At 45.4% G+C, this 14,186-nt stretch carries 13 protein-coding genes; 4 read left to right on the forward strand and 9 right to left on the reverse strand.

Features of this window, described 5'->3' with window-relative positions:
• Nucleotides 1-557: 557 nt before the first annotated feature.
• From ACXAGP_RS13970 to ACXAGP_RS14005, 8 genes are all read right to left on the reverse strand, one after another.
• A complete protein-coding gene (locus ACXAGP_RS13970; protein WP_475262137.1) occupies nucleotides 558-2,684 on the reverse strand; it encodes a sensor histidine kinase in 2,127 nt (708 codons plus the stop codon).
• A gap of 24 nt (nucleotides 2,685-2,708) precedes the next feature.
• The gene (locus ACXAGP_RS13975) at nucleotides 2,709-3,275 is read right to left on the reverse strand and encodes a paraquat-inducible protein A (protein WP_475262139.1); all 567 of its coding nucleotides are present in this window, start codon (nucleotides 3,273-3,275) and stop codon (nucleotides 2,709-2,711) included.
• A gap of 79 nt (nucleotides 3,276-3,354) precedes the next feature.
• Complete coding sequence (locus ACXAGP_RS13980) at nucleotides 3,355-4,530, reverse strand: ABC transporter permease (protein ID WP_475262141.1); 1,176 nt, start codon at nucleotides 4,528-4,530, stop codon at nucleotides 3,355-3,357.
• Nucleotides 4,523-5,473 (reverse strand): ABC transporter ATP-binding protein, encoded by a 951-nt coding sequence (locus ACXAGP_RS13985; protein WP_475262143.1) that lies wholly within the window; start codon nucleotides 5,471-5,473, stop codon nucleotides 4,523-4,525. The genes ACXAGP_RS13980 and ACXAGP_RS13985 overlap by 8 nt, the downstream gene beginning before the upstream one ends.
• A 52-nt stretch (nucleotides 5,474-5,525) precedes the next feature.
• Nucleotides 5,526-6,542, reverse strand: a complete 1,017-nt coding sequence (locus ACXAGP_RS13990) for a GGDEF domain-containing protein (protein ID WP_475262145.1) — start codon at nucleotides 6,540-6,542, stop codon at nucleotides 5,526-5,528.
• Between the two features lie 67 nt (nucleotides 6,543-6,609).
• Complete coding sequence (gene cysG, locus ACXAGP_RS13995) at nucleotides 6,610-8,022, reverse strand: siroheme synthase CysG (protein WP_475262147.1); 1,413 nt, start codon at nucleotides 8,020-8,022, stop codon at nucleotides 6,610-6,612.
• A 99-nt stretch (nucleotides 8,023-8,121) separates the two neighbouring features.
• Entirely contained in the window at nucleotides 8,122-9,849 is a 1,728-nt protein-coding gene (locus tag ACXAGP_RS14000; RefSeq protein ID WP_475262148.1) for a DEAD/DEAH box helicase, read from the reverse strand.
• A 148-nt stretch (nucleotides 9,850-9,997) separates the two neighbouring features.
• The gene (locus ACXAGP_RS14005) at nucleotides 9,998-10,816 is read right to left on the reverse strand and encodes an ion transporter (protein ID WP_475262149.1); all 819 of its coding nucleotides are present in this window, start codon (nucleotides 10,814-10,816) and stop codon (nucleotides 9,998-10,000) included.
• Nucleotides 10,817-10,995: 179 nt separating this feature from the next.
• Between ACXAGP_RS14005 and ACXAGP_RS14010 the strand changes: the two genes are divergently transcribed.
• The 4 genes from ACXAGP_RS14010 to ACXAGP_RS14025 all read left to right on the forward strand — a co-directional run bounded on the left by ACXAGP_RS14010 (nucleotide 10,996) and on the right by ACXAGP_RS14025 (nucleotide 12,596).
• Complete coding sequence (locus ACXAGP_RS14010; protein WP_475262151.1) at nucleotides 10,996-11,622, forward strand: MarC family protein; 627 nt, start codon at nucleotides 10,996-10,998, stop codon at nucleotides 11,620-11,622.
• Nucleotides 11,623-11,759: 137 nt separating this feature from the next.
• On the forward strand, nucleotides 11,760-11,930 hold the full coding sequence (locus ACXAGP_RS14015) for a hypothetical protein (protein WP_475262152.1): 171 nt from the start codon (nucleotides 11,760-11,762) through the stop codon (nucleotides 11,928-11,930).
• Between the two features lie 115 nt (nucleotides 11,931-12,045).
• Nucleotides 12,046-12,210 carry a hypothetical protein gene (locus ACXAGP_RS14020; protein ID WP_475262153.1) on the forward strand — a complete coding sequence of 55 codons (165 nt, stop codon included), beginning with the start codon at nucleotides 12,046-12,048 and terminating at the stop codon, nucleotides 12,208-12,210.
• Between the two features lie 215 nt (nucleotides 12,211-12,425).
• Nucleotides 12,426-12,596, forward strand: a complete 171-nt coding sequence (locus ACXAGP_RS14025) for a hypothetical protein (protein ID WP_475262154.1) — start codon at nucleotides 12,426-12,428, stop codon at nucleotides 12,594-12,596.
• 68 nt (nucleotides 12,597-12,664) lie between these two features.
• Here ACXAGP_RS14025 and tolC read toward each other — a convergent pair whose 3' ends face one another.
• Nucleotides 12,665-13,957 carry an outer membrane channel protein TolC gene (gene tolC, locus ACXAGP_RS14030; protein WP_475262155.1) on the reverse strand — a complete coding sequence of 431 codons (1,293 nt, stop codon included), beginning with the start codon at nucleotides 13,955-13,957 and terminating at the stop codon, nucleotides 12,665-12,667.
• Nucleotides 13,958-14,186: the final 229 nt, after the last annotated feature.

Raw genomic sequence — 14,186 nt, forward strand, 5'->3', positions numbered from 1 at the left:
CGGTGTAAGAACTATCCTCCATTGTCCGACTGGCCGATTTCTTGTTCCAGACAAAATCGGCATTCACTACGTCCTTGTAGCTCAAGTCGAATCTACAAGTCAATCACTGATGAATGATTGTCCACGACGGGTTATCTATGGCAGAGCAGCGGCTTATCGGTCAGCTCAACAAATTTTGTAGGTCGACATTTATGTCGACGACGGTGTAAGAACTATCCTCCATTGTCCGACTGGCCGATTTCTTGTTCCAGACAAAATCGGCATTCACTACGTCCTTGTAGCTCAAGTCGAACCTACAAGTCAATCATATCTGAATGATTGTCCACGACGGATTATCTATGACAGAGCAGCGGCTTATCGGTCAGCTCCCCAAATTTTATAGGTCGACAATGAGCGCCATGGATGGCGTAAATGTCTATTTTGCAGGGAGCAAAAATAGACCATGTCGACAATGCATCAGAAATCAACCGCTTTTGTCCGGCTAAAGCCGAACCTACAGGACAGTCATCGATGAATGATTGTCCACGACGGATGATCTATTGTAGGTTGCTTTTTATTCAGCCTGCTGATTCATTGCTTTCCGTTCCACCAATCGCCGTATCCAGGTTAGTGAGCGCAATGGGTTTAGTGAGAATATCGTCAATCATGCCCTGGTTTTTTAATTCACGGGCTGAGTCTTCTATGTCGCCAGTTACCATGATCGTTCGTATGGGCTTTTTCGTAAGGTGTCGGATGGCCAGGATCACCTCAGTACCCAATAGTCCCGGCATATTGTGGTCAGTGAGCAATACATCGTATTCATCTTTCGCTTGCTGGAATATGGCAAGGGCCTCCTGGCCGTTGGCCGCTTCGGTAACAGAAAAGCCTTTCATGGTTAAATAGGTGGAATAGATATTGCGCAGGTTATCTTCATCTTCCACAAGCAATATGCGCTGGTCACTGCCCATGGGTGAGCTTGGTTTGGCGGTGACAACTTCTTCCACTTGTAACTGCGTCGCCGGCAGGCGAATGGTGAAACGCGTTCCCTCTCCCTCGGTACTTACGACAGAAATTGTGCCTTTTATTTTTTGCACTATGCCGTGTACCACTGAAAGCCCTAACCCAGTGCCTTCGGTCTTTTTCTTGGTGCTAAAGAAAGGTTCAAACAGCTTATCCTGTGCCTCCTGAGGAATACCACTGCCATCATCTGAAACGATTAAAACAAATTCCTGTCCCTCCTTGCGCAGAGTTAAATCAACTCTTGTCGCGCCAGCTTGCGAGGCGTTCTTAACAAGGTTGATCAGAATTTGACTGATGGAAGATTCATCCGCCAGGATGTTGCCCTCGGCTTCACAATGAAAGACAACTTCACTCTTCTTTTTCAGTCCGGGCGTTAGCAATTCCAAGGTCTGTTCAATGTTTGCAACAATATCAATCACTTTCAGATATTCGGTATCTGCCCTTGAGAACTGTAGGATCTGTCGTACCATACTGGCACCACGCTCCCCGGCTTCGATAATATGAGCAACACATTTTTGAGCGTTGTTACTGAGATCCACACTCATTTTTAACAGTTCAGAACTACCGCGAATGATGGCTAAAATATTATTAAAATCATGGGCGATGCCGCTGGCAAGTGTGCCCATTGATTCCATTTTCTGGGCATTTTGAGAGCGTTGCTCAACTTCAATTATGGGTCTTAAATCCGTCATGTTGAGCCATACTAATTCTGCTCCGTCTTCTATTCGATGAGAGCTGAAGCGGTCAAATACCACTGGAATTTCACTGCCATCTATGGCAATCAGCCGGGCGGACATGACCGGATGGGTTTCATCGGTATGCACCAAATATACAGTATCAATGGATTCGCCAAGTAGCTGGTTTTTGCTTTGATATTGCAACATTTCCACACAGCTATTATTTACGAAGTTAATTTTACCCGAAGCCTTAACATAATTAATAATCGCGTTTTGTGAATGGTCCGTAAAGGTATCAAAGGTATGGCGTATGCGCGCTATCTGGGTGCGTTGCCTTTCGATTGCCGCTCTGTCGTTTTTAACCCTCCTCAATACCGGGACTACAACAAACAGGATGCTGACGGAAATAATGGTAAGGGAGAGGATTAGCAGTTGCTGTAAAGCCGTTATTTGAAATTCCTGGTGTTGGCGTTGGACTTCTCGCAGGTTGTCTGCAAGTTGGCGTAAGTTGGTGGTCATTTCTCGAATTGACGCTGAATTAAAGTCAGGGATTTGCTCTGGCTGTTCATCTTTCAGAACCGCACGGGTGATATTGATCAATGATTGCAATTGCTGCACTGCACTACTTTCGGGATGCAGAACATTATTCATTGGCTCAGGCAGGGGAGTACTCTGGAAGTAGCTGAGACTTTCGGAAATGCGGGAAAGGTGCTCAACAGCATAGCGCTTCAGGTTCACTCTATGCCTGCCAGGCTGGGCACTGAGCAAGCCTTGCAGTGTCATGGTAAGGGACTTACTGCGTTCGCTCAGCTCGTTAGCTATAGCTGCTTGCACCAGGTTGTGTTTTTGTTGCTCAATCAGACGTTGTTGAATCGCAAAAGACAGTAGCAATACCATCAGCACCGTGATGAGCGAAATAATCGAGCGTGTCTTAAAACCTGTGAGTGACAGTGCTTCCATCTTGCTGTCTATTTTGATTCCTGAATGGACATCGTTTAAAGATAGCACAACTTCCTGTCGTGCCAATGGTAATCAGCTATTGGGTTGCTTAACACCACGGTAAAACAGTTGTGTTCCCGCAAGTGACACCAGACAATAGGCCGTGAAATACCAGAAACCTTGGCCCACATTTGATAAGGTTTGTGAACTTAGCTCAAAAGTAATTTTGAACAGGCCCATGTTGATTTGCTCTGTGCTGGTGGTGCTGGCGTGATCAGTGGACAGTACTGCGAGAAAGATAGCCACTACGAATACGTCTGCCATAGACCATTTGCCAATGCTGGTAACAAAGTTCAGCAGTTTTTGTTTTGTCTCTTGTGAGTTAATAATACGCGCTATAGTCACTAAGCTGGTTTTGAGCAGTGGCACCACCACAGAAAAGAATAAGATAAGAAAGCCAACAAGATAACGCTGCTCATTCCAGAGCTCAGTTACCGTCCCTAATATCGACAGTTCTTTATCAATTAGCGCAGTTGAAAGCGCGGAATTACCAAGATCTGCCTGCATTTCCATATTCATAGAAAAAATCGGTAGCATAATACCGGGTACGAAAAGCCCCAGCGCTAAAATATTCAGTATAAAGCCAATGTTTTGTTTCATATTGGGAAAAATAGTTGAAGTCGTCTTAGTTTATGGTCCTGCGCTGACGCCTGGCTGAATCAGCGCAGTATTGAGATAGTTATAACGATTTGTTGCGCATGTTTTTCCACATTTGATACCAGGTGGGCTCTTTGCCAAACAGGGTAATATTAGCGCGGAAGATGCGACTTGCGTACAGCCTTACCAGCCAAATGCCAGCTACCATAGCGATAAAAGACAGGGATATTTGCCAGAAAGGCACTTCCATCGAAGCCATCCGCATTGGCATGAATGAAATCGCAGTGAGAGGGATCATAGACAGAATCGTTGCCACTTCACCTGCCGGGTCATCCAGCACCATAAAAACCAACATCACGGGCAGCATAGGTAATAGCATCAATCCGGTTTTTCCTGAGTGATTGGGATCGTCGATGGTGGCAGAAAATCCCACAAAAACATAATTCCAGAACACGATACCTAAGACACAGAACAGCACCATCATTGCCAGTGGCGAATCGGAAAGGCTTAAATCAATCTCATTGCCTGGAGAAAAAATACTGACAGCACTAAATATCAGCACCATGATAATCAGAGTGGAAATCAAGCTTTTAATACTGGATAAACAAAGTCCGATGGCTTTGCCATCAATCCACTGTTGAAAGTTAATGCAGGTAAGTAATTGCTCTGTCACTCTGTGCTGTTTCTCCTGTGTCACTGAGGTCATACACAAGGCAAAACTGTTAAACACTGCGATAGCCGTCAGGATGGCAACAATGCTACTCAACAGTTTGGCATCTTCGCCTACTTGTTGTTCCGCACTGTTAATGACTTCTATGTCCAGAGGATTTTCCAGCTTTTCCAGCTGTTCTTGCGATATGGCCAATTCATGTAACAATTGGCTGCGCTCGTAGTCCTGCAACTCGCTTTCCAGTGTTCGTCGCCAGCTGACTTCATTGGGAATAAGCAATTGATATTGATTGGACTCTTGTAGTTTCAGTAAAACACCTGCAAGTGATTTATCAGCCATCAAACGCTGATATTCATCGACAGTCAGGTTATCTGGCAGGGTCGAGACGTTAAATCGCTCACTAAAGCTGACGACTATTTCACCCACTACCGCCAATTCCACTTTTTGTTGCTGAGTTTGTTGCTGCCAATATTGCACGGCAAACAGCGCCCCGTAGAGGGCCAACATGACCAGGTAACCAATGATTTCTTGCTTGAGTTTGAGGTTTTTTAAAAATTCCCAACGAGCCACTATCCATATTTTAGCCATGTTGCTGTTCCTTCTCTGCGGTACTATCACTTAATGCATGCAAATAAATCTCATGCAATCCGGGCTGCTGTAATTGTAGGTTAGCCACGGGCAACAAGGCCATCACTTGCTTTAATAGCGTCGGAATATGACAACCCGCCGACAACTGTAGTTGAATGCTGAGCGGGTCGACTGGGGTTATTGCTAGCACATCGGATAGCTGTTGTTGCGCCATAGCCAATATTTCATTGCCTGGAGGCTCGGCGAGTTCTAGTGATAATGTGCTACCCAGCGTTGAAGCGGCTCTGATTTGCTTCATATCACCATAAAGTACGGCTTTGCCTTGCGCCATCAGCAGCAACCTGTCAGCCAGTTTTTCCACCAGAGACATTTGATGGGCACTGAGTAGTATCGTCGTGCCTTGTTCTTTTAAGGTTGTCAGAAACTGGATCACTTTTTCCTGATTGACGGGGTCCAGTCCGGAAAAGGGTTCATCCAGGATCACCAGTTCGGGGCGATGTATGATACTGCTCAGTAACTGTATTTTTTGTTGATTACCTTTGGACAAGGCTTTCAATGGTTCTTTTTGACGATCCAGCAGGTCAAATTCCTGTAACCAGAACTGAATTTGCTGTTCCGCGTCAGATTTTTTCATGCCTTTCAGCGCTGCAATGTAATGCAGTGTTTTATGAATTGAGGTTTCTTGGTACAAGCCTCGCTCTTCCGGCAGGTAGCCAAATTGTTCGCTACTGAGCCTGGTGATTTGCTGTTCGCCTTTGTTGATAAGGAGCTCTCCCTTATCAACTGTGGTAAGACCCACCAACATACGCAATGTGGAAGATTTGCCAGCGCCGTTAGGACCTAAAATCGCGAAAATCTCACCACTTTTTATATCAAAGCTGAGATTATTGACGGCGTTGACCGTTTTATAAGTTTTACATAGATTGCGAATTTGAATGTGCACAGGTGAACTCCTTGTCGTGCGGAACAGGCAAGCGTTAGATTTTTTGAAATCACTATTTGATGGGCATAACCCGATTGCGACCCAATCGCTTAGCTTCGTATAGTTGTTTGTCGGCAGTCTCAATCAATTTTCCGGCAGATTTACCCGGTTCAAATGCCGAAACGCCAAAAGAAGCAGTAATGTCGCCAATCACCTTACCCGAGGATTTCTGGGTGATCTGTAACTTTTCTATGTTGCGACGCATGGTTTCTGCCAGATGACAGGCTCGGTCCTGGTTGCTCATAGGGAGAATGATGGCAAACTCCTCACCGCCAAAGCGAAATGCTTGAGCACCATCACGGCAAGCCTTTTGCAATTTTTTGGCGACGGCTTTGAGTACCAGATCACCCATTTGGTGGCCATGGGTATCGTTAAACTTTTTAAAGTGGTCAACATCTGCCAGTATCAGTGCGGCCTGGCCACTGGCCACCGCTGTAGCGAATTCCGAGTCAAAATAGCGTCGATTGTTCAATCCTGTCAGGGCATCCACCAAAGCTTCTTTTTTACTGACTTCCAGCTTTTCTTTAAGATCGCTTATCTCTTTTTCAGCATTGGCCATCGCCGCAGAAAAGGTGAGAGTACTGTTGCGAATCTTTTGGCCTTCTTTGACAAGGTTCCGCACCATGGACATGGTTTGCTCTACCGAAAACCCTTCGTTTTCGACTTTTTTGAGACCATCCAGACTCTTATCCATGGCGTTTCTGAAGTCATTAGTTTCGTGTCGTGTATCTTTCACCGTTTGACTGAATTCGGTGATCATGGCGTCGATACTCTGTCGTAACTGCCAGGCACTGACTTCTTGCTTGTCAGCAACGTGAGTGCGATACATGTCTAATGCGCGTGCTTCAGAGATGGTTTTAAAGCTATCGATAGCCGAGTCTACAGCTTGATTGAGCTCAGGAGACTGATTACTGGCATAGGTATACCAGATAGCGTAATTAGTGGGATCAGCAGAAATCTTGTGTTTGATCAGCAAAGGAACCGTTTGCTTGAGGATCTTAAAGGAATTTTCCAGGTCGTCTGATGACATAATTACGCGTTAAACCGAGTTTTAGGATTGTATAGATTATTTCTTCCAAACTCGGTTAACGCAAGGCTCAATCCAGTTTTTCTGCTTCAATAGTGTTACCAAACCAATCAAATTTTTGCTGCATCGAAACAACCGTGCCCACAATAATGAGCGTTGGAGGCTGCAACTTAGCCACGTCGGGATTGTTTAAAATGGTCTGCAAGGTACCCGTTACGACTTTTTGATTTTGTAAGGTGGCTTGTTGTACCAGGGCAATGGGGGTATCAGTGGCAAGGCCGTGCTCTTGTAGCTTCTCGCATATAATTGCAAGACCCGTGAGTCCCATGTAAAAGACAATGGTTTGATTGGGCTGAGCCAGGCCGCTCCAATTCAAATTGATCGTATTGTCTTTCAGGTGACCTGTGGCGAAGACTACTGATTGTGCGTGATCGCGATGGGTTAAGGGGATGCCGGCATAACTCGCTGCACCATTGGCTGCTGTAATACCCGGTACCACCTGAAATTCAATACCAGCGCCAACTAAGGTTTCTAACTCTTCTCCACCGCGGCCAAAAATAAAGGGGTCACCACCCTTCAGGCGCACCACACGTTGTCCTTGCTGTGCTTTTTCTACTAACAAGGCGCTGATCTGCTCTTGGGGGATAGTGTGATTGCTTTTTGCTTTACCTACATAGATTTTTTCGGCGTCACGACGCACCAGATCCATTATCTGAGGAGAAACCAAACGGTCGAATATTACCACGTCGGCTTTTTGCATTAAGCGCAAGGCACGAAAGGTTAACAGCTCCGGATCGCCCGGGCCTGCACCGATAAGGTAAACCTGCCCCTTGGAAAAGTCATCATCTTGCGCCGCCGCAGCGAGTTTTTCCAGAAAAGGTGTTTCCGCTGCTTCTTGTTTGCCCTGTAAAACATTCTCAGCAACATCACTATCGAAGAACCATTCCCAGAAATAACGTCGTTGGGTTACCGTGGGGAGTTGACCCTTAACGGTTTCACGAAACTTCTCGGCAAAATCCCCAAGTAATCTAATATTCTGTGGAATGATGGCTTCCAGTTTTTGACGCAAATAACGCAGCAACACAGGGGCTACGCCGCCACTACTCATAGCAATGGTGATATTGCCACGGTCCACAATTGAAGGGGTGATGAAATCGCAAAGGGGAGGATTATCGACCACATTTACGATAATACCTTTGGCTTTCGCTTGCTGCTGTATTTCGGCATTGAGCTGTTCATCGTTGGTGGCAACAAACACCAGGTTCGAATTGTCCAGATGCTCAGTTTCAAAGGGGCTAATTGTGAGGGTGATTTTTCCTTGCTCCGCCAGCAGGGCCACTGTGTCCGATATAACCGGAGCCACAACACTGACTTTAGCTTCGGTTTTTAATAACAGCTCTATTTTGCGCGCGGCAACTTCCCCAGCTCCCACAACCAAGGCGTTAACGTTTTGTGTATCGTAAAATAAGGGGAAGTAGCGCATGTGTTTTAACCAATAATCAATCTGAGGAGATTTTGCCAGATTTATCTATAACCAATAAATCATTAATTGGTTATAGATATAATCATTGGTTATTTAAGGTTAGTCTTTTTTGTAACGTGGACGAGATGATTTTTCCGGACGGTCTTGCCATTCGGTTAGATCAAGCTTTTGTCCGGCAACCCGTGTTTTCTTCAGAATGTTGCGGATTTCACTCGGCATACCTTTAGGTAAATCAACCGTGGTGAAGTTATCGTAAATATTGATAGCGCCGATAAATTCACTGTCCAGACCCGCTTCATTGGCAATCGCGCCAACAATACTGCCGGGACGAACATCGTGCTTGCGACCCACCATGATCTTGTAGCGCTGCATGTTAGCATCGGGCTTGTTGTCGCGTCGATTGCGACCTTTGCCATCACGACCGCCATCTCTGCCGCGATCTCGTCCACCTTCGCGATTGCGGTCGCGACGATCACCACGATCCGAAACATTAATCTCTGGTACATCTGCTTCGGACAAGAAGATTTGTTCGCCGCCTTGGGCAAGGCTGGCAAATGCCGCCAGTAATGCTTCTGGGCTGGATTCCGTTTCCTGCTGGATCTGTTCTATTACGTCGCTCCAGGCGTCAAGGTTAGTATCATCCAATGCTTCAACTACACGCGCTTTAAAACGGCTCAGGCGCGATTCGTTGAGTTCGCTAACATTAGGGATCGGCAGCGGCGTAATGTTCTGCTTTGTAGCCCTTTCAATTGACTTGAGCATGCGCATTTCGCGCGGTGAAATAAACAGAATCGCTTCACCTTCGCGTCCAGCACGGCCGGTACGGCCAATGCGGTGCACGTAGCTTTCGGTATCGTAAGGGATGTCAAAGTTGATAACATGGCTGACGCGATCAACGTCCAGGCCTCGAGCCACAACATCGGTGGCAACAAGGATATCAATTTGGCCTTGCTTTAATCTGTCGACAGTGCGCTCACGAGATTTCTGTTGAATATCACCATTTAACGGCTCGACATCATAACCACGAGCGGCAAGCTTATCAGCTAACTCAGTTGTCGCGGTTTTAGTGCGCACGAAAATGATTACGCCATCAAACTCTTCCACTTCCAAAACACGGGTTAAGGCTTCCAACTTGTTGTTGGGAGATACCTTACAGAAGCGTTGACGGATTTTTTCTGCTGTGCTGGTTTTGGCTGCAATTTTTACGGTTTTAGGATTGTCTAAAAACTTGTCGGCAATCTTGCGAATTTGCGGCGGCATGGTAGCGGAAAACAAGGCAATTTGGCGCTCTTCAGGCACTTGTTCCATTACCCATTCAACATCGTCGATAAAGCCCATGCGTAACATTTCGTCGGCTTCATCTAAAACCAACATACTGACATTATCCAGTTTTAAGGTTTTGCGTTTAATGTGATCGATAACTCGCCCAGGCGTGCCCACAACGATTTGTACGCCGCGTTTAAGCTGGCGAAGTTGATGATCATAAGAAGAACCACCATAAATGGGCAAAATGCGAATGCGGTCACTGAACGCCGCATAGGCCTGGAATGCTTCAGCAACCTGAATGGCCAGCTCACGGGTAGGCGCAAGTACTACTAGCTGTGGTGAATTTATTTCTGGGTTGACCTTGGCCAACATAGGTAAGGCAAACGCGGCAGTTTTACCTGTACCCGTTTGTGCCTGACCGATCAGGTCATGGCCTTCGGAAAGCAACGGAATTGCTTCTGCTTGAATCGGGGAGGGGGTTTCATAGCCGATTTTGTCCAGTGCATCCAGCACTTGCTGGGGTAAATTGAGGTCACTGAACTTGATGGTATTGGATGTCATGTATAAGAATTTCCGGTAATGCGCGCCGGGAGGCGCAAAAATAAGCGTGATTTACGTTTTTCAGGGTTAAGAGAGCAATTGTAATTCAAATGCTCTCTTGGGGCCAATTTATTGTGCTTTATTTTTAAACAATTTAGTCAATCGCAAGTTAGCTCTTACCTCGTTGCTGCAAAATTTGTTCAAGTTGAGATTGCACCGCGGTTAATTTTGCATCGAGATCTTTGATGGTGGGTTCGTGATTCGCTTCTTGCTCAGCCTTAAGTACCTTTGCATGTTCTTGCTCCATCACATTGACAACAATACCGATGACCATGTTCAAAAAGGCAAAGGCAGTGAAGAAGATGAAGCTGATATAAAATATCCAACTGAGTGGGTAATGCTCCATCGTCTCATACATAACATCAGTCCAGTCTTCAAAGGTCATGACCCGGAATAAGGTTAGTAAGGAAATGGCGATATCTCCCCAAAGTTCTGGATTGATATCGTAGAACAACGTGCTCCCTACCGCGGCGTAGATATAAAAAATGATGAACATGAGCAGCATGACGTAGCCTAGTTGTGGTAAGGCTTTGATCAGACTGGTGAGCAGGATACGCAATTCAGGGATAAACGACACCATACGCAATACCCTGAAAACCCTTACCAGGCGGGCGATTACGGCCGCCTCAGAGTTTTCGATGGGGATTAGGCTGATTAAGACAATTGTCGTATCAAAAATATTCCAAAAGTCTTTGAAAAAGTTCCGCTTCTTGGTTTCAGCTAAAAAGCGGATGGTGATTTCCACAAGAAAAAATCCGGTGATGAACCAGTCCAAAACAAAGGTGATTTGATTAAAAGGGTCGGGTAGCTTGTAGGTTTTTGCACCCACCAAAAGAGCTGAAAAAATAATGACCGAAATAACAAATAATTCGAATATTTTATTCGAGCGAATACGCAAAAAAATGTTTTGAACTTCACGAATTTGCATGGTTGAAAAGCGCCTACCGAAAAAATGCGCATAGCATAGGGTTTTGCTCGGCTCTGTCAAACTAAATCACACCTCTGTTAAGCGCTGTTTACAATTGCGATTTGTGCTATTTTTTAAATAGGCTGCTAAAGCACACAATTGCATTACAATATCGCTAACTTATTTCTGGAAGAACACAATTGGAACAGGTTCTATTTGTCTTTACCTCGCTACTTGCGATGATCAATCCTATTGCTGCAATCCCGGTTTATATCAGTCTCACGCAATCATTGAGTCTTAAAACCCGGCGCAAGGTGATTTTGCTTTCTACTGCTGCCGCCTTCTCGGCCATGGTTATTTTTGCTCTGGCTGGCCAGGCAATTTTTAGTTTCTTTAGTATTCATGTCAGCTCTCTAAGAGTGGTTGGTGGGGTTTTGTTCTTCGTGATGGGTTATGAAATGTTGCGGGGCAGAACCGTGCCTAAAAAGCTACCAGAGGAAAGTGATGACAACTATGGAAAAGACATCGCTGTAACCCCGCTTGGTATCCCTATGATTTGTGGACCAGGAGCCATTACAATGGTAACGCTGTTTATGCAAGAAGCTACTAGTGCAATGCAGCAGGTAAATGTGGTTCTGGGGATTTTAGGAGCTTGTTTGGCCACAGCACTGGTGTTTACTATTGGTGAAAGCGTACTCAGGGTTCTGGGAAAAACCGGGGCGAATGTGATGATGCGCTTGATGGGGCTTATCATGATGCTTATCGCCGTAGAGTTTTTCTTTGCCGGGATACTGTATTACGTTAAAACTATCGGTGCCGCACTTTAATGGCCTTTTTGCATTTGTAAGCATTTTGTAGGAGATCACCTACAGGCTTTTCAGTCATGTCTACTCGTACGAATTTAAAAATAATCTAAACTTTGTAACTGATCAGATGTGTGGCCATTGGTAGTTAGAAAAGAGCGATGCAAAACAGCGGTAATTTAAAATCTTTGCAGGAAGAACTGCGTCAATTAATGGGGGCTTTACAGCAAAAGCCCGACGATATGGGGGATGTACGCAGACTCACAAAACAACTACAGCAGGTAGTGAGTAATGTGGATCAGCTCAAACAGCGGTTGAGCGCCGGTAACTAAACCCCTATTTTGTGTTCTGGTTCTCAATTTTCACTTCTTCCTGAAATAATCCCCGCAAGGAATTCTGGTTGTTGTCGATAAGTAATACAACAGTATAGTGATTAGCGGAGTAACCATGAAAATGTCTCACCAGGAACAGTTCCAAATTCAGGCTTTACAGTTATTCGGTGAATTGGATGGCGCTCATCGCAATGAACGAGATGGTGCACTTCTGGCTCAGCGCTTTCAGAAAATGGTTGAAGACTACAAGTTGGTTCAGCAACAACACCAAAGAGTCTAAGCCGCAAATACGTACTGCTCAGTCCCCTTTGATTTAAGCAAATTAGTGAAACACTTCACCAAAGTGATAAAACTAAATTGGTGGATCCTTGGGATTACATATAATCGTCAGAGATGTCTTACACAAGATTAAGTGTCATGCCAACGCATTAGCACTAACAGAGACATAAAATAGCAGAAATACGCATCCCAACCATGATGAACAGGAAGAGCACCGTGACACCGCAAATGTTATTGGAAGAGTTACAACAGAAAATTGGTAACATCGCAGTTAATCTGAATAATATGCCAAAAGGCGAAGAGCAAGTGGCCAATATTAGCCATTCGCTGGAAGATGTGATTATTGATCTGGAATGTGTTCGCGATTACATCAAGGTACGTGGTTAACAAAAGTTGCACTTACCCCAAATAAAAAAGGATGGCCGCTGCCATCCTTTTTTGTATCTGAGCTGCGCTTAACCTTGGGTTAAGCCACTGTTGATGTCTGCGACATCCTGCTCTGATAAAGTACCCGCCGCTTGTTTCAGGCTGAGAATGCTGGTGATGTAACCGTAGCGTGCACCCGCCAGGTTTCGTTTAGCATCGTAAAGATTTCTGGTGCTTTGCAATACGTCAACGATGGTACGAGTACCCACTTCAAATCCTGCCTCAGTAGCTTTAAGTGCGCTCTCTGCCGATACAACAGCTTGGTTTAACGCCTTAATACGGGAGATAGCTGCAGTTACGTCAAAGTAGTTGGAGCGCACACTGCGAACCACAGAGCGATACACCCGCTCGCGCTCTTCGCTGGTGGCAACAAAGCCGTGTCTTGCGGCTTCTACTGATGCGCTTGTACCACCACCTTGGTATAGTGGGACTTTTACACCCAATTGAAGAAAGCTGGTATTTTCTCTACTGTCAGCACTAACACCATTAATTTCAGTGTCATTCGAACTTAATTGACCGGTAAGCGAAACCGAAGGGTAATAGCCATCTTTTGCAAGTTCAATATCTTCTTTCGCGATATCTACGCCTAATTTCGACGCTAATAATTGCAAGTTGCGCTCTTCGGCTTGGGTCACCCAAGCATTGATATCGCTTGGTGCAGGCATACTGGCACTGAAAGTCTGGGTATTAAGTACATCGATATCAGGATGGTAATTACCCGTGATCTCACGCAAAGCTTCGAGTGAAATTTCTACGTTATTTTGCGCGCTGATTTCGCTGGCTACCGCCGTATCGAACTGGGCTTGTGCTTCATGCACGTCGGTGATGGCCGTTAAGCCCACTTCAAAGCGCTGCTTGGTTTGCTCAAGCTGACGTTCGATGGCGCGTTTTTCTGCTTTGGCAAATTCCAAATCGTCTTGCGCCTGTAACACATTGAAATATGCTGTGACGGTGCGCACAATCAGGTCTTGTTTAGCAAAGCCGTAGTTAGCGTCTGCCTGAGAGGCCTGAAGTTCGGCTTTATCTAAATTTCTCCAATTGGAATAATCCCACAATGATTGAGATACGGTAATGGTGGCATCATTGGACCTTCTGTGGCTATCTCCATTGGTTGTTGATGCAGTAAGATCCAGATCAATTTGCGGTAACAGGCGCGCTTGGTTTTGTGTGATTCCGGCGTACGCTACGTCTTTGTTTGCCTGTGATTGCAGAGTCGCAGGGTCATTCTGTAAAGCCTGTTGATAGACCTGAAGTAAGTCTTCTGCTGCTGCCGTACCAACCAGTCCAAAACCTATCATGATGGACAAGAGTGTTTTTTTCATGTGCATTCCTAGTAAATTGTGCAGCTAATTGTCACTGCAAGCTTAGTCCAATTCCCGTTTATCGGAGCTATCTGTCACCTAAGTTTTCAACAGACAGGTAAAGCAACCCCTATTGTTTTTATGCTGCGCAGTTTACTGAAAGCTTGGGCGATCCCCAAATGCTTTGCAGTAACAGTCATTAAGCAAGTGTAACAGAATATTTTTGCCTGTAACCTCTAAGACCGTGATA

The sequence above is a fragment of the Planctobacterium sp. AWM4_229 genome (assembly GCF_056160305.1).